The organism is Brevundimonas sp. UYEF29, from assembly GCF_040546195.1.
GTDB classification, from domain to species: Bacteria; Pseudomonadota; Alphaproteobacteria; order Caulobacterales; family Caulobacteraceae; genus Brevundimonas; species Brevundimonas huaxiensis.
The window spans coordinates 77,378-102,448 of record NZ_JBEPNH010000003.1 but is presented as its reverse complement, the minus strand read 5'-3'; the positions used below and the strand labels follow the sequence as shown (position 1 = coordinate 102,448).

General features: G+C 66.2%; 18 protein-coding genes. 11 read left to right on the top strand and 7 right to left on the bottom strand.

Annotated features, from left to right (window positions below):
* Window position 1 precedes the first annotated feature (1 nt).
* The 7 genes from ABIB58_RS06085 to ABIB58_RS06055 all read left to right on the top strand — a co-directional run bounded on the left by ABIB58_RS06085 (window position 2) and on the right by ABIB58_RS06055 (window position 6,956).
* Window positions 2-253 (top strand): ACT domain-containing protein, encoded by a 252-nt coding sequence (locus ABIB58_RS06085; RefSeq protein WP_039244600.1) that lies wholly within the window; start codon window positions 2-4, stop codon window positions 251-253.
* Window positions 253-1,500 (top strand): 2-isopropylmalate synthase, encoded by a 1,248-nt coding sequence (locus ABIB58_RS06080; RefSeq protein WP_185223722.1) that lies wholly within the window; start codon window positions 253-255, stop codon window positions 1,498-1,500. The genes ABIB58_RS06085 and ABIB58_RS06080 overlap by 1 nt, the downstream gene beginning before the upstream one ends.
* A complete protein-coding gene (gene leuC, locus ABIB58_RS06075) occupies window positions 1,493-2,950 on the top strand; it encodes a 3-isopropylmalate dehydratase large subunit (protein WP_185223723.1) in 1,458 nt (485 codons plus the stop codon). The genes ABIB58_RS06080 and leuC overlap by 8 nt, the downstream gene beginning before the upstream one ends.
* On the top strand, window positions 2,943-3,530 hold the full coding sequence (leuD, locus tag ABIB58_RS06070; RefSeq protein WP_185223724.1) for a 3-isopropylmalate dehydratase small subunit: 588 nt from the start codon (window positions 2,943-2,945) through the stop codon (window positions 3,528-3,530). Before leuC ends, leuD begins: the two co-directional genes overlap by 8 nt.
* The gene (leuB, locus tag ABIB58_RS06065; protein WP_039244589.1) at window positions 3,527-4,633 is read left to right on the top strand and encodes a 3-isopropylmalate dehydrogenase; all 1,107 of its coding nucleotides are present in this window, start codon (window positions 3,527-3,529) and stop codon (window positions 4,631-4,633) included. The genes leuD and leuB overlap by 4 nt, the downstream gene beginning before the upstream one ends.
* Window positions 4,634-4,850: 217 nt before the next feature.
* Window positions 4,851-6,194: an ammonium transporter gene (locus tag ABIB58_RS06060; RefSeq protein WP_185223725.1), complete on the top strand. Its 1,344-nt coding sequence runs from the start codon at window positions 4,851-4,853 to the stop codon at window positions 6,192-6,194.
* A 66-nt stretch (window positions 6,195-6,260) separates the two neighbouring features.
* A complete protein-coding gene (locus ABIB58_RS06055) occupies window positions 6,261-6,956 on the top strand; it encodes a TorF family putative porin (protein ID WP_045810432.1) in 696 nt (231 codons plus the stop codon).
* A 59-nt stretch (window positions 6,957-7,015) separates the two neighbouring features.
* Here the strand turns inward: ABIB58_RS06055 and ABIB58_RS06050 are convergent, their stop codons facing one another.
* The 4 genes from ABIB58_RS06050 to ABIB58_RS06035 are packed head-to-tail and all read right to left on the bottom strand — an operon-like array spanning window position 7,016 to window position 13,909.
* Window positions 7,016-9,388, bottom strand: a complete 2,373-nt coding sequence (locus ABIB58_RS06050; RefSeq protein WP_354039662.1) for a glucan 1,4-alpha-glucosidase — start codon at window positions 9,386-9,388, stop codon at window positions 7,016-7,018.
* Between the two features lie 8 nt (window positions 9,389-9,396).
* Entirely contained in the window at window positions 9,397-10,338 is a 942-nt protein-coding gene (locus tag ABIB58_RS06045; protein ID WP_354039660.1) for an alpha/beta hydrolase, read from the bottom strand.
* Window positions 10,335-11,846 carry an MFS transporter gene (locus ABIB58_RS06040; RefSeq protein ID WP_354039658.1) on the bottom strand — a complete coding sequence of 504 codons (1,512 nt, stop codon included), beginning with the start codon at window positions 11,844-11,846 and terminating at the stop codon, window positions 10,335-10,337. Before ABIB58_RS06040 ends, ABIB58_RS06045 begins: the two co-directional genes overlap by 4 nt.
* Entirely contained in the window at window positions 11,843-13,909 is a 2,067-nt protein-coding gene (locus ABIB58_RS06035) for a glycoside hydrolase family 97 protein (RefSeq protein WP_185223729.1), read from the bottom strand. The genes ABIB58_RS06040 and ABIB58_RS06035 overlap by 4 nt, the downstream gene beginning before the upstream one ends.
* Window positions 13,910-14,012: 103 nt before the next feature.
* On the opposite strand from ABIB58_RS06035, the gene ABIB58_RS06030 reads away from it, so the two are divergent.
* Window positions 14,013-15,026, top strand: a complete 1,014-nt coding sequence (locus ABIB58_RS06030; RefSeq protein ID WP_354039655.1) for a LacI family DNA-binding transcriptional regulator — start codon at window positions 14,013-14,015, stop codon at window positions 15,024-15,026.
* A 5-nt stretch (window positions 15,027-15,031) separates the two neighbouring features.
* Here ABIB58_RS06030 and ABIB58_RS06025 read toward each other — a convergent pair whose 3' ends face one another.
* On the bottom strand, window positions 15,032-16,675 hold the full coding sequence (locus ABIB58_RS06025) for an alpha-glucosidase (RefSeq protein ID WP_354039653.1): 1,644 nt from the start codon (window positions 16,673-16,675) through the stop codon (window positions 15,032-15,034).
* Entirely contained in the window at window positions 16,672-18,489 is a 1,818-nt protein-coding gene (locus ABIB58_RS06020; protein ID WP_354039651.1) for an alpha-amylase family glycosyl hydrolase, read from the bottom strand. Before ABIB58_RS06020 ends, ABIB58_RS06025 begins: the two co-directional genes overlap by 4 nt.
* A 289-nt stretch (window positions 18,490-18,778) precedes the next feature.
* On the opposite strand from ABIB58_RS06020, the gene ABIB58_RS06015 reads away from it, so the two are divergent.
* Both ABIB58_RS06015 and ABIB58_RS06010 read left to right on the top strand, forming a co-directional pair.
* Window positions 18,779-21,583: a TonB-dependent receptor gene (locus ABIB58_RS06015; RefSeq protein WP_354039649.1), complete on the top strand. Its 2,805-nt coding sequence runs from the start codon at window positions 18,779-18,781 to the stop codon at window positions 21,581-21,583.
* 199 nt (window positions 21,584-21,782) lie between these two features.
* Window positions 21,783-23,057: a sugar MFS transporter gene (locus ABIB58_RS06010; RefSeq protein ID WP_045810424.1), complete on the top strand. Its 1,275-nt coding sequence runs from the start codon at window positions 21,783-21,785 to the stop codon at window positions 23,055-23,057.
* Between the two features lie 69 nt (window positions 23,058-23,126).
* Here the strand turns inward: ABIB58_RS06010 and ABIB58_RS06005 are convergent, their stop codons facing one another.
* A complete protein-coding gene (locus ABIB58_RS06005; protein WP_354040139.1) occupies window positions 23,127-23,696 on the bottom strand; it encodes a TetR/AcrR family transcriptional regulator in 570 nt (189 codons plus the stop codon).
* Between the two features lie 169 nt (window positions 23,697-23,865).
* On the opposite strand from ABIB58_RS06005, the gene ABIB58_RS06000 reads away from it, so the two are divergent.
* Window positions 23,866-25,068 carry an efflux RND transporter periplasmic adaptor subunit gene (locus tag ABIB58_RS06000; protein ID WP_354039647.1) on the top strand — a complete coding sequence of 401 codons (1,203 nt, stop codon included), beginning with the start codon at window positions 23,866-23,868 and terminating at the stop codon, window positions 25,066-25,068.
* Window positions 25,069-25,071 lie beyond the last annotated feature (3 nt).

Sequence of the window (25,071 nt, the reverse complement as noted above, 5' to 3'; positions counted from 1 at the left end):
GATGAGCAACACGATCCACATCCAGATCGACCGTGCGGACGGTTCGCTTCAGCGTCTCATTGGCCTGGTGGAGCGCCGCGGCTTCCACATCGACGGCATGGCCTTGGCTGACGAGGGCGCTTTCCGCCGCATCGCCCTGACTGTGCGCGGCCGCGACGCTGGCCGCTGCATGGACAATCTGGGTCGCCAGATCGACAGGCTGTTCGGCGTGCGCCGCATCAGCAACGACATTATTCAATCCGAGGCCGCGTGATGCACCCCGACAAAGTACGAGTATCGGGCGTATCGCGCACCGAGCAGATCGCCGCTGACCCCAACCGCGTCATCGTCTTCGATACGACGATGCGGGACGGGGAACAGGCTCCGGGCTTCTCGATGAGCGCCCAGGCCAAGGTGAAGATGGCCCATGTCCTGCGGGATCTGGGCGTCGATGTCATTGAGGCCGGCTTTGCCGCCGCCTCGCCGGGCGACGAGGACTGCATCCGCCGCGTGGCGGGCGAGGTCGAGGGGCCGGTCTTCTGCTCCCTGTCGCGCGCCAACGAAAAGGACATCGACGCCACCTTCCGCGCGCTGGCGCCGGCCCCGAAATCGCACCGGCGTTGCCACACCTTCATCGGCACCAGTCCGATCCACCGCACCGCCAAGCTGAAGATGTCCACCAATGAGGTGCTATCCACGGCCGTACGGTCGGTGGAATACGCCCGCAGCCTGTTCGACGATGTCGAATTCTCGGCCGAGGACGCCTTCCGCACCGAGCCGGAGTTCCTGGCCGACGTGCTGGAGGCCGCCGCCGACGCCGGCGCCCGCACCCTGAACGTGCCCGACACCGTGGGCTATGCCACCCCGCAAGAGGTGCGCGAGCGGTTCGCCGCCCTGGCCGCGCGCATCAAGAAGCGGCATCCGCACGTGATCTTCTCGGCCCACTGCCACGACGACCTGGGCATGGCGGTCGCCAACTCCCTGGCCGCCGTCGAAGGCGGCGCGCGTCAGATCGAGGGCGCGATCAACGGCATCGGCGAGCGGGCCGGCAACTGCTCCATCGAAGAGGTCGTCATGGCGCTGAAGGTCCGCGAGGATCGCTATGGCGTCACGACCGGCGCCGACAGCCGCCATCTGGTGCGCGCGTCCAAAATCCTGTGCGAGATCACCGAGACAGTCATCGCCCGCAACAAATCGGTAGTGGGCATCAACGCCTTCGCCCATGAGGCGGGAATCCACCAGCACGGGATGCTGGCCGACAGCCGCACCTATGAGATCATGCGTCCCCAGGACGTCGGGTTCGAGGGCAGCTGGTTCGTGCTGGGCAAGCATTCGGGCCGTCACGCCATCGCCAAGCGCGCCGAGACCATCGGCCGTCCCATCGAGGGCGAGCGGCTGGCGGCGGTGGTCGCCGGATTCAAGTCACGCGCGGATCAGATCGGCGAGATCAATGACGCCGAACTGATCGCCATCATTGACCGGGTCGATGGCGTGTCCGAGGTCGTGGCCCAATATGCCTGATCCCAAGACCCTGTTCGACAAGGTGTGGGACGCCCACGTGGTGCGGTCGGAAACGGCCGACACGCCGGGCGTGCTGTATATCGACCTGCATCTGGTCCACGAAGTCACCAGCCCCCAGGCCTTCAGCGAGATCGAGGCGCGCGGGCTGAAGGTGCGCCGTCCCGACCGGACCTACGCGACCCTTGACCATTCCACCCCGACCCTGCCGGCGGGTCTGAACGGGCTGAAGCCCTATGTCACGGCCCAGGCCGAGGCTCAGGTCCATACGCTGGAGCGCAATTGCGCCGCCCACGGCGTGCCGCTGGCGGGATGGGGATCGGACGATCGCGGCGTGGTCCATGTCATGGGACCGGAACTGGGCCTGACCCAGCCGGGCATGACCGTGGTCTGCGGCGACAGCCATACGGCGACCCACGGGGCCTTCGGCGCCCTGGCCTTCGGCATCGGCACGTCCGAGGTCGGCCATGTGCTGGCGACCCAGTGTCTGTTGCAGCGCAAGGCCAAGGCCATGCGGGTGACCGTGACCGGCGAACTGCAGCCGGGCGTGTCGGGCAAGGATGTGGCGCTGGCCGTCATCGCCGCCATCGGCTTTGGCGGCGGCACCGGCTATGTCATCGAATATGCGGGCGAGGCGGTGCGGTCGCTGGACATGGAGGGGCGGATGACCCTGTGCAACATGTCCATCGAGGCCGGCGCGCGGGCGGGCATGATCGCCCCGGACCAGACGACCATCGACTGGCTGCGCGGACGCAAGCACGTCCCCGCCGACTATGAGGCGGCGACGGCCGAATGGCTGAAACTGGCGACGGATGCAGGCGCGGTCTTCGACAAGGAAGTCACCCTCGACGGCGCCGCCATCCGACCCATGGCGACCTGGGGCACAACGCCGGATGCGGGCGCGCCCATCGGTTCGCCTGTGCCGCAACCCCAGTCGGACTCGGACCGCAAGGCCATCGCCTATATGGGCTTTACGGCAGGGGAGGCGACGACCAGCCAGCCGGTGGATGTCGTCTTCATCGGCTCCTGCACCAACGGGCGCCTGCCCGATCTGCGCGCCGCCGCCGAGGTGCTGCGCGGCCGCAAGGTCAAGCCGGGTCTGCGCATGCTGGTGGTGCCGGGGTCCGAGGCCGTGCGTCGCGACGCCGAGGCGGAAGGCCTGGACCAGGTCTTCATCGCCGCCGGGGCCGAATGGCGCATTCCCGGCTGTTCGATGTGCATCGCCATGAATGGCGATTTCGTCGCGCCGGGCCAACTGGCCGTATCCACGTCGAACCGCAATTTCGAGGGGCGTCAAGGCAAGGACGCCCGCACCATCCTGGCCAGCCCGGCGACGGCGGCGGCGACTGCCGTGGCCGGGGTGCTGACCGATCCGCGCGTCTATCTGAAGGAGGCGGCCGCCCTCAAGCAGTCGAGCGCCGCGCGCGAGATGGTAGGAGCGCAAAATGTCTGAACCCTTCCAGGTGCTGACCTCCAAGACCGTGACCCTGAGTCAGGCCAATATCGACACCGACCAGATCATTCCGGCGCGGTTTCTGACCACGACCACGCGCGAAGGGCTGGGCAAGGCCGCCTTCTATGACTGGCGTTACGAAGACGACGGCTCGGAAAAACCCGAGGCCATTCTGAATCGCATCGATCCGGCCGAGCATCGCATCCTGCTGGCGGGCCGGAACTTCGCCTGCGGCTCGTCGCGCGAACATGCCCCTTGGGCGCTGCTGGACTATGGGTTCCGGGCGGTGATTTCGACCGAGATCGCTGACATTTTTACATCGAATGCGCTGAAAAACGGCCTGCTGCCCATCGTCGTCAGTCAGGCGGTTTGGGACGATCTGGCGTCGCAGCCGGACCAGCCGGTCACGATCGACCTCCAGGCCAATCAGATTCAGCGCGGCAATGCCGAACCCGCGCCGTTCGGGGTCGAATCCTTCGCCCGCCAATGCCTGCTGGACGGAGTGGACACCCTGGGATGGCTGCAAGCAAACATGCCTGAAATCGAAGCCTACGAGCGATCGAAAGAGACCGTAAGATGAGCACCGCCGCCACCAAGACCTACAACATCGTCCTGCTGCCCGGCGATGGCGTCGGACCGGAGGTCACACGGGCCGCGCGCGACGTCCTGCGGGTCATCGGCGACTTCTATGGTCACCATTTCGAGTTCGCCGAGCATCTGATCGGCGGCGCGGCCATCGACGAGACGGGCGAGCCCTTGCCCGAGGCCACACGCGCCGCCTGCGTCGCGTCCGACGCCGTGCTGCTGGGCGCCGTCGGCGGGCCGAAATGGGATGGCGGCAAGGCGCGTCCGGAACAGGGGCTGTTAGCGATCCGCAAGGCGATGGGCCTGTTCGCCAATCTGCGGCCGTTGCAGGTGTCGCCGGTGCTGGCGCACCGCTCGCCGCTGAAGAAAGAGATCGTCGAGGGCGTCGATCTGATCGTCTTCCGCGAACTGACCGGCGGCGTCTATTTCGGCGAGAAGACCCGCACCGCCGATCGCGCCACCGACCTGTGCGAATACACCGTGCCGGAGATTGAGCGGGTGACCCGCGCCGCCTTCCAGACCGCCCAACAGCGTCGTGGCAAGGTGACCTCGGTCGACAAGGCCAACGTCATGGAGACCAGCCGCCTGTGGCGCGAGGTCGTGACCCGCATCCATGCCGAGGAGTTCCCCGACATCACGCTGGAGCACGCCCTGGTGGACTCCATGGCCATGCACCTGATCCGCAAGCCGCGCGACTACGATGTCATCCTGACCGAAAACATGTTCGGCGACATCCTGTCGGACGAGATTTCAGTGCTGGGCGGCTCCATCGGCCTGTTGCCGTCGGCGTCGCTGGGCGCGGGCGGGCCGGGCCTGTTCGAACCGATCCACGGTTCGGCGCCGGACATCGCCGGTCAGGATCTGGCCAATCCGGTCGGGACCATCCTGTCGGCGGCCCTGCTGCTGCGCCACAGCCTGAAGCTGGAGGACGAGGCCGATTCGATCGAGGCCGCCGTCGCCGCCGTGCTGGCGGCCGGCGCCGTGACGGCCGATTTGGGCGGCGCGCTGGGCACGCGCGCGGCGACCGAAGCCGTCATCGACGCCATCCGCGCCATCCACTGGGCGGCCGCGCACAGGGTGCAGATGCATTGGGCCTGACGGCTTGAACTGAGGCTGAAAATCCTGCCGCTGAGCTTGGCTTTGTCGGCATGCACAATCCGACATCGGGCCGTATGATTGAAAGATCGTGCGGCCCTGATCTTTTTGTTCGTGACCGTTGCAAGAAAGTTGCGCCGTTCACGGTCCAGCCCCTTGCGCGTATCGCAAATGCGGTAAAATCTTCGCAACTGCGAGATTGCATAGGGGGTACTAGCTCATGTCGCAGATTACGAAACGACTTACGGGAGCGGCTGCGCTCCTTCTTCCCACACTCTGTCTCATGGTCGCCGGCGTGGCCAATGCACAGGACGCCGCGCCCGCCTTGCTCGGCCACCAGGCTGCGCTTGAGTTGGACAGCGCCGGCGCCTCATGGCTCGGCACCTCGACCGCCCTGGTTCTGCTGATGACCCTCCCCGGTCTAGCGCTGTTCTATGGCGGCATGGTGCGCAAGAAGAACGTCATCGCCACCATCACCCAGTCCGTCGGCGTCTTCGCCGTGGTGTCGCTGGTTTGGTTCATCGCCGGCTACAGCCTGGCCTTCGGCAAGAACGCGAGCGCCGGCCTTCAGCCTTTCATCGGCAGTCTGGATATGCTGTTCCTGAACGGCGTGTCGCTGAAGACGGCCAACGCCCTGCTGCCCGGCATTCCCGAGTTCCTGTTCATCTCCTTCCAGATGACCTTCGCCATCATCACCCCGGCGCTGATCACCGGCGCCTTCGCCGAGCGGTTCAAATACTCGGCGCTCTTGCTGTTCACCGCCCTGTGGTCGCTGCTGGTCTATGCGCCGATCTGCCACTGGGTCTGGGGCGGCGGCTTCCTGGGTTCGGCGGGCGTGCTGGACTTCGCGGGCGGCGCCGTCGTTCACGTCAACTCGGGCGTCGCGGGCCTGGTCTGCGCCATCTTCCTGGGTCGCCGTAAGGGTTACGGCACAGAGGTTATCACCGCCCACAACCCCGTCCTGACCATGATCGGCGCCTCGCTGCTGCTGGTCGGCTGGATCGGCTTCAACGCCGGCTCGGCGGGCGCCGCCAACGACCTGATGGGCGTGGCGCTGCTGAACACCATCCTGGCCGCCGCCGCCGCCGCCCTGACCTGGAAGATCGTCGAATATATTGAGAAGAAGAAGGTCTCGCTGATCGGCATGCTGTCGGGTGTCGTCGCCGGTCTGGTCGCCATCACCCCGGCGGCCGGCTTCGTCGATCCCAAGGGCGCGGTCATCATCGGCCTGATCGCCGGCCCGGCCTGCTACGCCTCGTCGGTGTGGATCAAGAAGCTGCTGCGCTACGACGACAGCCTGGACGCCTTCGGCATCCACGGCGCGGGCGGCCTGATCGGCGCCCTGCTGACCGGCGTGTTCGCCACGACCGCGATCAACAGCCTGTCGGAAGGCGCCAACGTCGGCGCCCAGGCGCTGGGCCTGTTGTGGACCATCGTCTACAGCGCCGTCGGCACCCTGATCATCCTGTTCATCTGCAAGTTCACCACGGGACTGCGCGTGAGCGAGGCTGAAGAAGCCGCCGGTCTGGACACCTCGCTGCATGGCGAGGCGCTGGAACACTGAGCTGAGATCGGGCTCGGCTCCCAAACCCGCGCCCGGCCTCGAATAACGACAACAAGGGGATAGACTATGAAGAAGACCATCATCCGCGCGGCCGCCGTCGCGACCCTCGCCGCAGGACTGATCGGCCTCGCCGCGCCGGCCTCGGCCCAGAGCACCGTCGATGTCGCCTGGAACGTGGGCGTCGTCAGCGACTATGTGTTCCGCGGTTTCAGCCAGACCGGTGAAGATCCCGCCATTCAGGGCGGCGTCGACCTGACCTCGGGCAGCTTCTATGCAGGCGCCTGGGCCTCCAACGTCGACTTTGGCGACGACACCGATGCGGAGGTCGATCTCTACGGCGGCTATCGCACCGAGGCGGGGGGCTTCGCGCTCGACTTCGGCGCGATCGGCTATCTGTATGTCGGAGAGCCGAACGGCGCGGACTACAACTATGCCGAGTTCAAGGCTGCGGCCTCGCGCGCGGTCGGTCCCGCCACCTTTGGCGCGGCCGTCTATTACTCGCCCGACTTCTTCGGCATCGACGACGAGGCGACTTATGCCGAGGTCAACGCCGCCTTCTCGCCGGCGCCCAAGTGGACGGTGTCGGGCGCGCTCGGCAAGCAATGGCTCGACGTCAGCGACGACTACACCACCTGGAACGTCGGCGTTGGCTATGCCCTGACCGACAAGGTAGGCCTTGATGTCCGCTATCATGACACCGATGTGGACGGCGTGCCCGGCGCGGAAGACCGCATCGTCGGGGCGGTGAAACTCACCTTCTGACCCGCGTCAGCCCGAGATGAGTACGGCCCCGGAGAGCGATCTCCGGGGCCGTTTTCGTATCAGCGGGCGTAGCGGTCGTGGACCGGATCGTAGCTGTCCCAGACCTTGCCGTCGGCCAGCGACCGCAGCAGCTTCAGATATTCCGCGTGGGTCCAGGCCAGGGGCGTCGCCGAGTCCGTATTCTGACCCACAGCGTAGTCCTTGGCCGTCGGGTTGCCGACGCCGTCCCACACTTGTTCGGCCAGCATCAGCCCGCCGTTGGCGAACCGCTCCATGCCGCGCACATAGGTCTGGCGGATGGCGGCGATGTCGGCGGCCGAGGGGGCGCCGTTCACGCTGACGCGAGCCAGCTCATAGTGACCGCGCTCGCCGGTGAAGAAGGGCCAGACCCGGCCGCGCTGACCGGGGCTCATCTCGCCGCCGACGCCATAGTTGGCGCCCGTGACGTGATCCTCGCCATAGCCATCGACGCCATAACGGCGCCAGCCCGGCGTCTTGTCGCCCTCGGGACCGAAGTCGTAGCGAACGCGATAAAGCGGCTCCAGCGACTGATCGTCATAGACTGGCAGGGTGGCCAGGATGTGCGGATCGTCGGCCTTGCGCACGCCATAGCGCACCAGTTCCAGGAAGCCGCCGTCAACGACCCGGTCTTCGGCCGGCGCGATCTGGCCATTGGCGGCGCCGATGGGGGCCTTGTCGTTCGGGTTCTCGTTCTGGGTGATGCGGATGAAGTAGCGACCGTCGCCGAAGTCGCCGTTGGTGGTGAACATCCGCTCTTCGATTTTGGACGCATAGCTGTCGGCCGCGATCTGATAGCGCGTCGCGCCGGCGGCGTCGCCTGAGGCGCGCGCCATTTCGGCGGCGACCGTCAGGCCCGCGACCACGGCGGCGGTGCTGGAAGGCGAATAGCCCTGCTGCTCTTCCCAGCGTTCCTGCTGGGTGAAGGGCGGCTTGATCTCCGCGTCGTTCCACATCAGCCCAATTTTGCCGCCGTCGACCAGGAAGTCGGCCGCCGGTTTCAGCATGGACCGATAGTGTTCGGTCATCTGGGCGTCCGACAGCCAGCCCATCTTCCACAGGCGATAGCCCAGCATGATCGGCATAGCGGTCTGATCCAACTGGACCGCGACCCACTCCAGTTCGCCGTCCACGTGCGTCTTCTGCAGGAACCAGCCGCCGACGCCGGTGTTGCCGGGCGTGTTCGGACCGACCTGAACCTGGGGCAGATAGTTGAAGGCCGCCAGCGGCGTGTCCTTGTCGCCCAGAGCCGCCAGAGCCATCGCCACCTGATAGAAGTCGCGCGGCCAGACGGCCTTGTAGCCGGTCGAGGATTTCGACGCGTCCACCGTATCGCCCCACGGGTTCGAGAGTGACGCGATCAGGGCGCCGGCGTGGGTGCGATCCTCCTGCACCTTCAGCATTAGAGCCGAGGCGTAGGCCAGCTTGCCCCCGTCGGTCGCCTGTTCGGCGATGCGCGGCAGTTCGGTCAGGGAGCCGACATAGTCTTCCCAGCCGACGCGCTCGCCCTCGCCGTTGAAGCGGGCCAGCACCTCGTCCAGACCAGTCGCGAAAGAACCGTCCGCAGCTGCGCGCGCCTCAGCTTCGCTGGCGCCGAAGCCGATGACGAAGTCGCGCGTGATCCGGCTGCTTTGGCGCAGACGCGGCAGGGCGCCGGTCATCATGGTGTTGCCGGCCTGATCGCCGGTCGAGGCGTAGGTCCAGTCCAGCTTGCCGTCCTTCAGATCCGTCAGACCGTCCGAGGCGCCGACGAAGCCGACGCTGGCCTTTTCGAAAGCCTCGCTAGGCTTCAGGAACAGGTGGGTATCGCCTTCCCAGGCGTGGAAGCCGTCACGTGTGACCTGACCGCGATCCTCGACGCCGGTGTTGGCGATGTGCGGCTCCAGCATCAGATAGGGCGTCACATCGCCCTTCAGCGCCGTAATGGTGACGCGCAGCACCAGGGCGTTGCGGTCGGGATCGCTGAAGATCTGCTTTTCGATCTGGAAGCGGCCGTTCTTGTCCTGGGTCGTGACGCGATAGGCCGGCGAGAGCGGACGCCCCTGGGCGTCGACGTGCAGATATTCGGTGCGGCTGGTGGTGTCGTCGCCTTCGACGACCAGACCGTCCTGGGTCACGCCGGCGAAGCGCAGCGCCTTGATCTGGGCCTCATGGATCAGGCCGTACATGGTTTCGGTCAGGACGCCGTCGGCGATGGAATACCAGACCTTGGACACCGCGCCGGTCGGGCCGCCGTCGCGATACTGGCCATCGACGTAGGCCTCGTATGAGGCGCCGGCGCCGGTCTTAGCCGCGCTGGACCAGACGGGCGGGGCGCCGGGCGCGCCGGGGGCGCCGCCCGATTGAGCGCTTGCGGCGGAAGCAAGCGCCAGGCCGGCGGCGCCGGCGAGGCAGAAGGTACGGAAACGACGCATTGTGGTCCTCACGGGTTGCGCGTGGGGGCGGGGGAAAGAAGGAAAGTCAAAGGCACGTCGAGCCGCTGGTTCCAGGACGCCTCGTTGTGCTGGGCGCCGGGGAAGACCAGGCTGCGGAAGTCGCCGGCGCCATAGCCGCGACGGCGGAAGGTCTGGTCCACCTGGGTCTGGAAGACGGCGTAGAATTGATCCAGCGTCTCGTCGCCCCGGTCGAAATAGAAGCGGTGGTCGCCCGGCTCGGGCAGGCCGCGTTCGATCACGCCGGTCCAGGCCGCGACCAGCCGTTCGCGCCAAGCGTCCAGCGCCGCGCCGGGTTCAAGCCCTTCGACCTTCAGCGGCCAATGGGTGGACAGACAGGCGGCGGCCGAAAAGACCTGCGGCCGTTTCATCACTGCATACATCGAAATCAGGCCGCCCATGCTGGAGCCGGCGATCATCGTGTCCTGCGGTCCGCTCAGGGTGCGGTAGGCGCCGTCGATGAAGGGCTTCAGTTCCTCGACCAGGAACCGCAAATAGGCGTCGGACAAGGACGGGCCGCCGTAGATGGCCTGGACCTCGTCGCGCATGTCGGCGGGTAGGGCGGCGATCAGGTCGGCGGGGACATATTCCCTCAGCCGCAGGTCGGTGTTCCAGATCCCCACGACGATTGGAGCCCGCACCTGGCCGCTTGCGATCAGCCGCGTCAGATGTTCGTCGACGCCCCATTCGCCAAAGTTGGCCGTGGCCGGATCGAACAGGTTCTGGCCGTCATGCATGTAGAGAACAGGCCAGGCGGCGTCGGACGCCTCGTAGCCGGGCGGCAGCCAGACCGAGACGTTGCGCGCCTTCACGTGGGCCGACGCGACCGCCTCATGCAGCACCAACCGCCCGTCCGCGAGGGTGCCCTCAGCACGCGCCGCGCCGGCGAAGGGCAGGGCGGCCATGAGGGCCAGAAGACCTCGACGGTTCATCCGCGATGCTCCTTGACCATTAGCGCGCTGGCGGCGGCCAGGACGAAGGAGACGGCGCCGAGGACCAGGGCCCAGATCGCCTGACCATTGAACAGGGTCTTCAGGATCAGGCCCAGAACCGTGGCGGCCAGCAGCTGGGGCACGACGATGAAGATGTTGAAGACGCCCATATAGACGCCCATTTTTCGGTCCGGCACCGCTGCCGACAGGATGGCGTAGGGCATGGAGACGATCGACGCCCAGGCGAAGCCGACGCCGATCATCGGCAGCCACAAGAGGCCCGGCTCGCGGATGGCGAAGACGCCGAACAGACCGGCCGCACCCAGCATCAGCATCAGCGCATGGGTCGCCTTGCGTCCGATCCGTTTGGCGATGACCGGCAGGGTGAAGGCCGCCAGGGCCGCCACGCCGTTATAGACCCCGAACAGAACCCCCACCCAGTCCGCGCCCGTAGCGTAGGCGGCCAAGGTGGTGTCGGTGGCTCCGTAATGGACGCGGGTCACGGCCGCGGTGGTGTAGATCCACATGGCGAACAGGGCGAACCAGCTGAAGAACTGAACCACGGCCAGGCCGCGCATCGTCTCGGGCATGCGGAAGATGTCGTTCAGGATTTCGGTCGCGGCGTTGGTGATGCGGCGACGTTGCATCATGCCCACGGCGATCTGCAGCAGGCCGAACCCGGCGAAGAAGCCCGCAAGGATCAGCAGCTCCTTCTCCAGATCGAGCGCGCCGATCAGCACGAAACCCAGCCCGCCGAGCACGGCGCAGACCAGGCCCGAAGTCATCCAGCCCTGCACGCTGCGGGCCGGCGCTTCGGCCTCGACGGGCGCGGTCGGCGCGTCGTCTCGAGCGCGTTCGAAGGCCGCGATCTGTTCGGGGCTGTACTCCTTGGTCGACAGCACTGTCCACAGCACGGCCGAGAACAGGCCGGCGGCGCCGACGTAGAAGGCGATCTTGACCGACAGGGGCACCACGCCCGCCTCGGCGGTCGAGGCGATGTCGAAGACGTTGGATAACAGCCACGGCAGGACCGAGGCGAAGACCGCGCCGGCGCCGATGAAGAAGCTCTGCATCGCATAGCCTGCAGTGCGCTGCTCCTCCGGAAGGTTATCGCCGACAAAGGCGCGGAACGGCTCCATGGTGATGTTGATCGAGGCGTCCATGATCCACAGCATGGCCGCGGCGAACCACAGGCTGGGGCTGTTGGGCATGGCGATCAGGGCCAGGGTGGTGGCGATGGCCCCGACCAGGAAATAGGGCCGCCGCCGGCCGAAGCGGGTCCAAGTCTTGTCGCTGAAATGGCCGATGATCGGCTGGACCAGCAAGCCCGTCAGCGGCGCGGCGATCCACAGGATCGCCAGGCTGTCGACCTCGGCCCCCAGCGTCTGGAAGATCCGGCTGGTGTTGGCGTTCTGCAGGCCGAAGCCGATCTGGATGCCGAAGAAGCCGACGCACATGTTCCAGATCGCCAGGCCGGACAGGCGCGGGCGGTGCGAGAGAAGAGTCATCCGCGTCGCGCCCGGCCGACCGGCACGAACCGGATCGCCTGACCGCCGCCGGGGGCCAGCGCCAGGGTCAGGGTGTCAGACGACGTCACCTCGCGCTGCTCGATGACGATGTCCTCACGCTTGCCGCGATAGTCGGCGTCCGGCCCGTCGCGGTAGATTTCGGCCCGATATCGACGGCCGGCGTCCAGGAAGTCGAGCGGGGCCTTCAGCACGCGCGGATGCTCGTCGGTGACGGCGCCCAGGGCCCAGACATCCGTGCCGCGCTGCTTGCGAACCGTGACGATATAGTCGCCCATGGCGGCGTCCAAGGTGCGGCTCTCGCTCCAGTCGACCGGCACATCCTTGATGAACTGGAACGGGCCGGGGTTGGCCTCGTAGTTGACCAGCAGGTCCGCCGCCATCTGGATCGGGCTGTAGATCACGACATAGAGCGCCAACTGCTTGGCCCAGGTCGTCTGCACGCCGCCGGGGCTGCGTGTCTCCATGCCGAAGATGCCAGGCGTATAGTCCATCGGCCCGGCCAAGAGGCGGGTGAAGACCAGGTTCGGCTCATGCTCGGGCGGATTGCCGGGATTGCCCCAGGCCGAATATTCCATGCCGCGCTGACCCTCGCGGCTGATGATGTTTGGATAGGTGCGGCGAAGGCCGGTGTCCTTGAACGGCTCGTGAGCGTTGACGGCGACCTTGTGGCGATAGCCGGCCTCGACCACGCGCATGTGGTGCTGCGCCATCGCCTGGCTTTCGTGCCAGGCCATGACCATCTGTCCGTCCGGCCCGGCGACGCGTGCGCCTTGCGCATCAGCGACATAGCCGGTCTTTACTGAATGGACGCCGAGGCGCTCATAAAGCGCCATGGCCGGCTCGAGCTGCTGCTCATAGTGGAAGGCGTTGCCGCCGGTCTCGTGGTGGCCGATCAGCTGCACGCCCTTTGACCGCGCGTGGGCGCAGACGGCCTCAATGTCGAAATCGGGATAGGCCTCGGTGAAGCTGAAGTCCGCGCCGTTGGCGAACCACTGGCCGTCCCAGCCCTTGTTCCAGCCTTCGACCAGAACGCCACCCAGGCCGTGTTTGGCGGCGAAGTCGATGTGTTTGATCGCATTCTCGGTCGTCGCGCCGTGTTTGGGCCCGGAGTTCCAGGTCTTCAGGTCCAGGTGCATCTCCCACCAGACGCCGACGTATTTCATCGGCTTGAACCAGCTGACATCGCCCAGCGTGTTGGGCTCGTTCAGGTTCAGGATCAGGCTGGAATCCAGCAGGCCCGCGGCGCTGTCGGAGATTTGCAGGGTCCGCCAGGGCGTGTTGAACGGCGCCTCGCGCACTACCGCCGCATTGGTCAAGCCCGGCGTCAGCTGAGCGCGGAACTTCGTTTCCTCCGACCGGCGCAGGTTCATCCCCGCATAGTCGATGCAGGCCGCCTCGTGGATGGAGACATGCAAGCCCGACTGGCCCCGAACCGTCATCGGCGTCTGGGCGCTGCCGACCGCATCGATCGGCGTGCGGCTGTAGAGATATTCCTCTCGGTTCCATTCCCAGGCCGGGCACCACAGGGCCTCGCCGTTTTCGGCCAGGTTGAACTCGGTGATCTCCGAACCGATGCGGACGGTGGTCAGGCCGGCCTGCTGCGGGAACTCATACCGGAAGCCCAGACCGTCGTCGTACAGGCGGAAGACCACGTCGACGCGGCGTTGCAGACCGCCGGTCTCGGCATAGGCGACGCGCCATTCGTTGTAGTGGTTGCGGATGAACTGCCGCTCGCCCCAAGGCTGCTCCCAGGTGTCGTCGACCGCGATCGGCTGGCCTGCGGTCAGGGTCAGGCCGCGCTCGATGGCCGGGGCGTCGGTCAAGAGGAAGCCTAGCTTGGACGGCGCCACGACGACCCGGCCCTGACGCAGCACCGAATACATCGGCCGCCCGTCATTGTCGGTGAAGGCCTCGACGGTCAGCACGCCGCCGGGCGAGGACGCCCGGGCATGGTTCGGCGCGGTCTGGGCGCGCACGCCCGTCGCCCCCAGAGCCAGGATCGATACGCCGCCAAGGGCCAGGAAGGATCTGCGCTGCATCATGGGAACTCCGTTACGCCGCCTCTTGCCAACCGCCGCGAACGGTGGCTGAAATATTTGCAGAAAATTTTGCAGCTTCACCATGCTGCTGTGAGGACCCGCGACCTTGAGCCGCAAGACAACCCGTCTGGAAGACATCGCCCGCCTGGCTGGCGTGTCCATCGCCACCGCCTCGCGCGCCCTGAACGACAGCCCCGCCGTCAACGACCGGACCAAACAGACGATCTGGAAGCTGGCCAAGGAACACGACTACCCGTTCCGCCGCCACATGCCCGCCGGTCCGATCGGCGCCCAGGGCACCATCGCCCTGGTGGTGCCGCGCCCGCAGGGGCGCGAAGGGCGCCTCAGCGACCCCTTCTTCCTGGAGCTTCTGGCCGGGGTGGGCGAGGCGGCGCGCGAACGCGGCTGCGACCTGCTGATGAGCCATATTTCGCCCGCCAACTATGACGAGCTGTCGGCGGCGCTGAACACCAGCCGGGCGGACGGCGTGATCTTCTTGGGTCAATCCAGCCTGCATTCGGCCTTCAACCGTCTGGTCGACGCCGACCATCGTTTCGTCGTCTGGGGCGCAGAACTGCCCGACCAGGACTACTGCTCCATCGGCTCGGACAACATCTCCGGCGGGCGCCGCGCGACGCTTCATCTGGCGCGGCTGGGGCGAAAGCGCGTCGTCTTCCTGGGCGACCTGGATCCGCCCGAGGCCATGCAGCGGCATCGCGGCTATCTGGACGCCTTGAGCCAGAGCGCGTTGGACGTGGACGCCGACTTGATCGTGCCTGCGCATTTCGAGGTCGAATCCGCAGAGGCCGCCGTGGACGCCCTGATCCGACGTGGGCTGGATTTCGATGGCGTCGTGGCTGCGTCTGACCAGATCGCCCTGGGCGCCGTGCGTGCCCTGTTGCACGCCGGCGTCGAGGTGCCGGGCCAGGTCTCGGTCATCGGTTTCGACAATGTGCCGTTCAGCCGCTACTCGCGCCCGGCGCTCAGCACCATCGCCCAGGACACCATGAAGGCCGGCCGGTTGATGGTGTCCAAACTGCTGGATCACGGCGGCGCCGCAGCAGGCCGTTCCGAGCGCGTTCCGACCGAGTTGATCGTTCGCGAGACCTGCGGCGGCTGACCCCGTCATCCGGCGTCGGCGAAGATCAGGCCGGCCAGCGGCCTCAGCGTCGATCCGTCTGCCTCGGTCCAGTTGACCGCCGCGATCCGGCGCGCGCCGGTAGGCGCGGACCAGTCAAAGGCCTCGAAGCCCAGGTTGAACGCGCACAGCAGACGCTCGCCGCCCTCGGCCCGTTCGAACCGGCGGAAGACCACCAGGTCGCCCGCGCTCTCGATCTCCAGTCCGCCGATCCGCAGCGCCGGATGGGCCTGACGCAGGGCGATGATGCGGCGCGCGGCGTGCAGGATCGATGTCGGGTCCGCCTCCTGCGCGTCCACGGCCAGCGCCAGATGACGCGGATCGACCGGCAGCCAGGGCTCCACCGTCGAGAAGCCGGCGTTGGGCGCCGAGGCCACCCAGGGGATCGGCGTGCGGGCGCCGTCGCGGCCCAAAGTCTCAGGCCAGTTGGCGATGGCCTCGGGATCGACCAGCCGCTCGAACGGCACCTCGGCCTGAGGCAGACCCAACTCTTCGCCCTGATAGACGAACACATTGCCGCGCAGGCACATCAGCAGCAGCAGGGCCATTTCCGAGAAGGCCTTCTCGTCCCGGCCCTGGGCCCAACGTGACACCGCGCGCGGCGCATCGTGGTTGGAGAAGGTCCAGGACGGCCAACCCTCGCCCTGCTGATCCGGCCACATCCCATCGCCGATGCCGATCAGTTCGCCCTTCAGCGTGTCGGCGTAGAGGTAGAGGAAGCCATAGGCCGAATGCAGCCGGTCGTTCCCGGCGGTGAACTCCTTCATTTCGCGGTCGGCGTGATCGCCGCCGACCTCCGCCACCGTGAACCGGCCTTCATAGCTGTCGGTCAGCGCGCGGATGCGGTTCAGGAAGCCGATGATGTCCGGGTGGGACTGGTTATAGATCTTGTCCTGGAAGTCGAACGGCCGCGTGCGCTTCCTGCCGTCCTGGATCGGCGGATTGTCGCGCAGGGACGGATCGTGGATGGCGAAGTTGATCGCATCCAGGCGGAAGCCGTCCACTCCCCGATCCAGCCAGAACCGCGCCGCCGCGATCAGGGCGTCCTGAACCGCCGGGTTCCTGACGTTCAGCTGAGGCTGTGAGGCCAGGAAGTTGTGCATGTAGTACTGGCCGCGACGCGCGTCCCACGTCCAGGCCGGGCCGCCGAACACCGACTGCCAGTTCGAGGGCGGCGAGCCGTCCGGCTTGGCGTCGGCCCAGACATACCAGTCGGCGTGGTCGCCGTTTCGGCTGGCGCGGCTGTCAGTGAACCAGGGATGTTCGTCCGAGGTGTGGGAGAAGACCTGATCGATGACGACCTTCAGCCCCAGGGCATGGGCGCGCGCGATCAGGGCGTCGAAGTCGGCCAATGTGCCGAAGATCGGATCGACGTCGCAATAGTCCGACACGTCATAGCCGAAGTCCTTCATCGGCGACGTGAAGAAGGGCGACAGCCAGATGCCATCCACGCCTAGAGAGGCGACATGGTCGAGGTGCTGGGTGATGCCCTTCAGATCGCCGACGCCGTCGTCGTTGGAGTCGGCGAAGCTGCGCGGATAGATCTGATACAGCACCGCGCCACGCCACCAATCGTGCGCCAATGCGGGGGCGGCGTCAGCCGTGGAAAGATCGAGGGGCAGGGCAGTCACGGCACGCTCTTGCAGACGAGGTAATCGAGGGGGGGCACGCGAACGGCGACGCTGGCGGGCGCGGAGGATTCGGGTGCGCAATCGCCGCGCAGAGCTTGCCACCGCAGCGAGCCGGGCTCCACCTCGACTTGAGCGGCGACGGGCGCAGTGGAGGTGTTGAACAAGGCCAGGACCTCCGATCCGTCCTCGCCGATGCGCGACAGGGCGAACAGACCGGGCTTGTCGCCATAGGCGCGCACGACCTGACGGCCGCGTCGCAGGGCCGGCTCTTCGGCGCGGATGCGGGTCATTTCGGCAATGGCCCGATACAGAGGCGCGTCGGTGGAATAGGCCGGCTGGCGACCGCCGATGGGGGTTTCGTTCGCATAGACCGGCGTCCGGCTGGGCCACATGTCTTGGCGCGAGTTTCCGTATCCGCCCGCGCCCGCGAACCCCTGTTCATCCCCGTAATAGAGTGTCGGCACGCCCCGGCTGAACATCATCAAGGCATGGGCCAGTTTGATGCGCGCCAGCACCTCCGCGTCGTCGGCGTTCGGATTGGCCTGTTTCACGAAAAAGCCGACCCGGCCCATGTCATGGTTGCCCAGGAAGGTCGGCAGGATGGCGGCGGTTTCAGCGCCCTTGTCATAGATCGTGTCGGCGTCGAACAGCTTGGCCAGGGCGTCGGTCCCGACCTTGCCGGCCGCCACATCGGTCGCCTGCTTCTGGAACGGGAAGTCCAGTACCGCCGGATAGCTGTCGACCCGCGTGAACCGCGCCGTCACCGCCGGATCGGGATCGTAGACCTCGCCGAAGATGTGGAAGTTCGGGATGCCCTTGGCCTCGGCGCGGGCGATCATGGCGGGGATGAAGGCCTGCCAGAAGCCCGGGTTCACATGACGGGCGGTGTCTATGCGGAAGCCGTCGATCCCGTATTTGTCGATCCAGCCGCCGAAGATGTCGATCATCCCCTGCATGACCACCGGGTCCTCGGTCAGCAGGTCGTCCAGCCCGGCGAAGTCCCCGTCCAAGCTGCTTTCGCCGGTGAAGGTGCTCTCGCCCCGGTTATGATAGTGGATCGGGTCGTTCAGCCAGGCCGGAACCTTGGCGTTCTCCTCGCCCGCCGGGACATAGGGCGTGTAGGCGTAGTCAGGCCGGGTCAGGCGCGAAAAGTCCCGACCGTCGAAGCCCTCATTGATCGGCGCACCGTCGACGCCGCCGCGACGGGTGTAGGGATAGTCGGCGCGGCTGCGATAGGCGCAGCGACCCTCCGGGCATTCGCGATACTGGATGACGTCGGCGGTGTGGTTGGCGACGATGTCCAGATAGACCTTCATGCCGCGCGCGTGGGCCGCCTCGACCAAGGCGCGCATCGCAGCCTCGTCGCCGAAGTGCGGATCGACGGCAGTGAAGTCGGTGATCCAGTAGCCGTGGTGCGCCGCGCCGGTATAGCCGCCATGGCTCTGCACGGGCTTGTTCTTGAACGCCGGCGCCAACCAGACCGCCGTCGCGCCCAGCCCCTGGATATAGTCGAGCCGTTGGGTCACGCCGGCCAAGTCGCCGCCGTGATAGAAATCGGTATCGGCCGGATCGAACCCGCTTTTCAGCCGGTCGGCGGCGTAACCGCCGTGGTCGTTCGATGCATCGCCATTGGCGAAGCGATCCGGCAGCAGGAAATAGATGACCTCGTCCTGAGGCAGCCGTTGACGCAGGGCTGACAGGGCGTCTTCGGCCTGGCGGTTCTGCGCCGTCGTCGGCGTTGCAAAGCCGCTCAGCAGAACCGCCGCCGCCATCGCTGCGTGCAGTCCGGCCCTTCTGGGGGTTCCCCTCGCCATGACGCTCACTCCCTTGCGTCTGGAAAGTGCAAAGCCTTCCAGATCGATTTGCAAGATTTTGCAGCAATGGGCGGGGCTGTCAACGCGTCGCTGAAATGCTGCGATGCGCCATGGGAATAGAGCGAAACCGCACATTCCCGCGCCTTTGCGGGCTATCAACGGGCGCGAAGTGCGACGGAAATCAGACGCCCGCATTAACTGCTTGCAACATTCCCGAAGATTTGCATATTTTTGCGACGGCTTCAGATCGCGACGTTCAGAATCGCGGTCAGCCCCAGGGAGGATGACCATGTTCCAACGTCTCAACCGGCGCGCGCGCCTGCTATCCGGCGTCGCCTTCGGCGCAGCCGCCCTGATGGCGGTCGGTTCGGCCCACGCACAAACCGCGCCCGCCACGACGGCGCAGGCCGACGACCAGGCCACTGAAGTCGGCGAAATCGTCGTCACCGGCATTCGTCGTTCGATCGAGGCCGCGATCTCGGCCAAGGCCAACAATACCTCGATCGTCGAAGTCATCTCGGCTGAAGACATCGGCAAGCTGCCGGACGTCTCGATCGCCGAATCCCTGGCGCGCCTGCCGGGCGTGACCATGCAGCGCCTCGACGGCCGCAGCCAGGCGATCTCTATCCGTGGCCTGGGGCCTGACTTCACCACCGCCCTGTTGAACGGGCGCGAACTGGTCACCACCGGCGACAACCGCGGCGTCGAGTTCGACCAGTTCCCCGCCGAACTGCTGAACAGCGTTGTCGTCTACAAGACCCCGGACGCGGCCCTAATTGGTCAGGGTCTGGGCGGCACCGTCGACCTGCGCACCGTTCGCCCGCTGGCCTACGGCCGTCAGGCCATCGCTCTGAACTATCGTCATGAGTGGAACGAGCTGGGCGCCCTGAACTCGGGCACGACCGATAACGGCGACCGCTACACCATCTCCTACATCGACCAGTTCCTGGACGGCACGCTGGGCGTGGCCCTGGGCTACGCCCACATGAACTCGCCCTATCAGTCCGAGCGCTTCAACGCCTGGGGCTATCCCAACTACACGGACGGCAATCTGCTGACCGGCGGCGTGAAGCCCTATGTGATGTCGTCGGAGCTGGAGCGCGACGGCTATATGGGCGTGCTGGAATGGCGCCCGAACGATCGTATCCACTCCACGATCGACGCCTTCTATTCCGAGTTCAAGAACACCCAGGTTCTGCGCGGCATCGAATTCCCGCTGGCGTGGGGTGGTTCCTCGGGTGACTGCACCGTGAACGTCCCGTCGGCGGTCTGCCGTCCCGGCCCCGCGCTGCGCCCTGGCTACACCGTGCAGGACGGCCTCATCGTCGCCGGCACCTGGGACAACATCAAGGGCGTGGTTCGCAACGACCTGAACAAGCGCGACAGCAACATCACCGCGTTGGGCTGGAACACCGAGTTCACACTCAGCGACGACTGGTCGGCGAACCTGGACCTCAGCTATTCGAAGGTCGAGCGTAACGACATCATCCTGGAAACCAACGCCGGCACCGGCCGCAACGTTAACGGCGCGTTGGACACTCTGGGCTTTGAACTGACCGACGACGGCGTGACCCGCTTCACCAGCCGTCTGAACTACGCCGATCCCAACCTGATCCGTATCACCAGCCCGCAAGGCTGGGGCGGCGACGTCATTCCGGGCGGTCAGGCCGGCTATATGAACACGCCCTCCATCGAGGACGAGATCAAGGCGGCTCGCTTCTCCGTGACGCGCCAACTGCACCAGAGCCCGTTCAAGTCGATCGACTTCGGCGCCAACTATACCGAGCGTCAGAAGAGCTTCGTCAACGATCAGTTCTATCTCGGCGTCCCCGGCGGCGGCGATTTGACCGTGCCTTCGGCCTTCCTGCTGGACCCGACCGACCTCGGCTATCTCGGCATCAGCGCCGTGCTGAGCTACGACGCTCTCGGCCTGGTCAACAGCGGCGCGCTGAACCGCGTCCGCAACCCGAACGCCGACGTCACCGCAGGCAACTGGGAAGTGACGGAAAAGGTCTCGACCGCCTACGTCCGCGCCAACATCGATCACAACCTGTTCGGCCGAGCCCTGACCGGCAACGTCGGCATGCAGTTCGTCTATACCGACCAAAGCTCCAGCGGCTTCTCGGCGCGGCAGGTCGGACCGGGCGTCTCCGAGACCATCGCGGTGACGGGCGGCGACGAGTATCTGGAGATTTTGCCTAGCGCGAACTTCATCCTGGAAACCGGCGAGGACATGTTCGCGCGTCTGGCGGTTTCGCGCACCCTGGCCCGTCCGCGCATGGACGATATGCGCGCCTCGCGAAACTACAGCTATAACCCCAGCTTGGCCCAATCGACCGACATCAACCGTTCCCCCTGGGGCGGCGGCGGCGGCAACCCGGAACTGCGGCCGTATATCGCCGACGTGATCGACGTGTCGTTCGAGAAGTATTTCGCCAACCGCAAGGGCTACATCTCGTTGGCGGCTTTCTACAAGAACCTGGAAAGCTACGTCTTTAATCGCAATCAGATTTTCGACTTCACCGGCTATCCGATCGGCGTAATTTCGCCGACAAACCCCGAGCCGGCGTTGCGCCAAGGCCTGGTCGGCGCGCCTGACAACGGCGAAGGCGGCTGGATCAAGGGTCTCGAGCTTTCGATCTCGGCGCCGTTCGACATCTTCCATCCGGCCCTGGAAGGTTTCGGCGCCCAGTTCAGCGCTTCGACCACGGACAGCGAAGTCCAGCCCGATCCGACCCAGGCCCCGACCGCTCTGCCGGGTCTGTCGGAAAACGTGATCAACGGCTCGCTCTACTACGAGCGCTATGGCTTCCAGTCGCGGATTTCGGCCCGCTATCGCTCGGATTACCTGGGCGAGGTCGCCGGCTTCGGCAACGGCCGCACCCTGCGTTCGGTGGCCGCTGAAACGGTTGTCGACGCCCAGGTCGGCTATGAGTTCCAGTCCGGTCCGCTGGAAGGCCTGTCGGTTCTGGCTCAGGTCAACAACCTGACCGACGAGCCGTTCAAGACCTTCGAGAACGGCGATGAGCGCCGGACCATCGACTATCAGCACTACGGCCGCACCTTCGCGGTCGGGCTGAACTACAAGTTCTGATTTCCCTTCTCTTCTGAGCAAACTTGGGCCGCCGCGTTCGCGAGGCGGCCCTTTTCTTTGCCTGCACCACAGGGCGAGGGAAAAGTTTCGTTACAGAGGGCGCTTTTCGGCTGGACGCGCCTTTCGCGATGTCCGAACCAAGCAGGATGAGAACCGCGCGACCACAGCGCGGCCGTTCGATTTTACTGGGGGATCATTCATGACCGTTCCGGACGCCGGAAAACGCCAGGGTGCAGGCCTGGCCTTCGCCTATGTCACCACGCTGTTCTTCGCCTGGGGCTTCGCCACCTCGCTGATCGATCCGCTGATCGCGGCGGTGAAGCGGGTGTTCGATCTGAACAACGCCGAGGCCTTCCTGACGACCTTCGCCTGGTTCATCGCCTACGGGCTGATGTCCCTCCCGGCCGCCTCGGTGCTCAGCAAGCTGGGCTACAGCCGCTCGATCATCGGCGCCCTGATCGTCATGGTCGCAGGCTGCCTGATCGTGCCGGCCGCCACCGCCGCCGACTGGTATCCCGGTGTCCTGATCGCACTGTTCGTCATCGCCTCGGGCGTGACCCTGTTGCAGGTCGCGGCCAACCCGCTGGTCGCCGAACTGGGCAGCCCCAAGGGCGCCTCCAGCCGACTGAACCTGTCGCAGGCCTTCAACTCGCTAGGCACGACTGTCGGTCCCTGGCTGGGCTCGCACGTCCTGCTGACGGGCGGCGTCTTCGCCGCTGGCGCTGTGGTGACCGCCGCGACCCGCACCCAGTCGCTGCGTAGCATCGACATGGCCTTCCTGGGCATGGGCGCCTTCTTCGCCTTGATCGCCGTCTTCATCTTCACCGCGCGCAAGAAGATCAATGCGGCGGCGCCGGAGTTTCACAACGCGGTCTCGCCGCTGAAGGCGCTGTCGTCGCCGTGGGCCGTGTTCGGCGCCCTGGCCATCTTCCTCTACGTCGGTTCCGAAGTCGCCATCGGCGGCATGCTGACCAACTTCCTGGAAAGCCCCGACATCCTAAACGCCCCCATCGAGACGGCGGGCAAGATGGTCGCCTTGTACTGGGGCGGCGCAATGGTCGGCCGCTTCATCGGCTCGCTCGTCCTGACCAAGGTGCGCCCCGGCGTCGTCCTGGCCTTCTGCACCGTCGCGGCGGCCGTCCTGTGCCTGACCGTCAGCCAGATCGGCGGCCCGACGGCAGCATATGCCGTCCTGTCGATCGGCCTGTTCAACTCGATCATGTTCCCGACCATCTTCACCCTGACCCTGGAACGCTCGACCGCTCCGACGTCGGCGACGTCGGGCCTGCTGGTGTTCGGCATCATCGGCGGCGCCCTGCTGCCCCAGGTCGCGGCGCATATCGCCGATGCGGCCGGCAAGCTTCAGCCCGCCTTCATCGTGCCGATGCTGGGCTACGTCGGCCTGACGATCTTCGCCATCGGTTGCATCCGCACCAAGGCGCGGACCGAAGTGACCTCGACCGCCTCGCACTGAGCCGGTCGTCAGACAAGACAAAGGGCGCGGAGGTCAGCCTCCGCGCCCTTTTTCGTTTCGGCGATGGGATCAGCCGTCGATCAGGGACTGAAGAATGGGTGCCAGGCGGTCGCGCATCTCCTCGCACTGGGCGGGTTCGATGTTGAAGCTGCCGCCGCCCAGTTCGCGACTGACCGACATGCCCATGATGAAGCCGGCCAAGAGACGCGCGCGGACGGTGGCGTCCGGCCCGCTCAGCCATTCCTCCAGCGGGCCGAAGAAGCGCTGAGTGCAGGTATTCTGAACCATCTCCGACGCCTTTGCCGAGCCGATGGAGCGCAGCATGATCGACATGCCCTTCAGCTTTTCGGCCTTCTTGGGTTCGAAGACGATCTCATGCGCCACGCGCCGGCCGAAGTCGGCCTTTTCGCCCTGCATCAGCGCGCTGCCGTCGACGCAGCTGTCCAAGGCGGCCAGAAACAGATCGTCTTTGGAGCCGAAATAACGACTGATCAGCGCCGCATCGACGCCGACGTCACGGGCGATGTCGCGCATGCCCACGTCGTCATAGCTCTCGGCCGCGAATCTCTCGCGCGCAGCACCGAGAATTGCCGATCGGGTGGCGACGGCGTTTCTCGGGCGTGGGCCGGGGCACAGCAAGGCGATGGTACTCCAGTACAAAATAACCGTAGTTCACATATGGCTTTGTCAACGCCTGTTGACAAGCGCTGCTGCGCTCATCATTAAGTCACCATGCATTGACAAGGCCGCTCCCCATCGGCCTATGTCCGCACGACTGGGATTTGACCTCCGACAGGGAGATGCGCAGATGCGCGGGCTGAAGATTGCGGCGGCATCCGTCATTGTGACGGGTGCCCTTTATGGTTGCTCACCAAAGGCCGAGGCGCCGGCGCAAGGCGCGCCGCCCGTGACGGTGGCTGTGCCGCTGAAGCAGCAGGTGCGGGACTGGGACGAGTTCACCGGCCGGTTCGAAGCCGTCGAGAGCGTGGACGTCCGCGCTCGCGTCGGCGGCTATATCCAAGCCGTTCACTTCCGCGACGGCCAGATGGTCCAGAAGGGGCAGCTGCTGTTCACCCTGGATCCGCGCCCGGCGCAGGCCGCCCTGGCCCAGGCTCAGGCCCAAGTGGCCCAGGCCCAGTCGCAACTGTCGCTGGCCCGCGCCAATCTGGCCCGCAGCGAGGCCCTGCTGGCCTCGCAAGCCGTGTCCAAGGCCGAATATGATTCCAACAAGGCGGCCGTCGACGCGGCCCAGGCCAATCTGGCGGCCGGCAACGCCGCCGTCCGCAATGCGCGTCTGAACCTGGAATACACCCGCGTCACCGCGCCGACCTCGGGTCGCGTGTCCGACCGTCGTGTCGACCCGGGCAATGTCATCGCCGGCGGTTCGTCAGCCGGCGACATCCTGACCACCATCATCTCGGGCGGCCCGATCCACTTCGTCTTCGACGGCTCTGAAGCGGTCCTGCTGAAATACCTGCGTCAGGGCGGCGCCAACCAGGGCGCGGTCGTCAACGTCCGCCTGCAGGACGAAAGCACCTACAAGCATACCGGCCGTCTCGACTTCTCGGACAACGCTGTGGACACCGCCTCGGGCGTGATCCGTCTGCGCGCCATCCTGCCCAACGCCGACGGTTTCCTGCGTCCCGGCATGTTCGGCAGCGCCCAGGTCGCGGGCGCCGGCGCCTATGACGCCCTGCTGGTGCCGGATTCGGCCATCGGCACCGATCAGGCCCGCCGCACCGTCGCTGTGGTCAACGCCGACGGCACCGTGACCAACAAGGCCGTCCAGCTCGGCCCGATCGTCCAGGGCCTGCGCGTCGTTCGTTCCGGCCTGGCTCCGACTGACCGCGTCATCATCGCGGGTCTGCAACGCGCCGCCCAGCCGGGCTCCAAGGTCACGCCAAAGAACGGCAAGATCGAACCCGTCGCAGGCAACGCCTCCCAGGCGCCGGTGACGCAGGCGGCTCCGGCATCCAGCGCCTCCTTCGCCAACAGCCTGCCGGCCGGCTAAGTC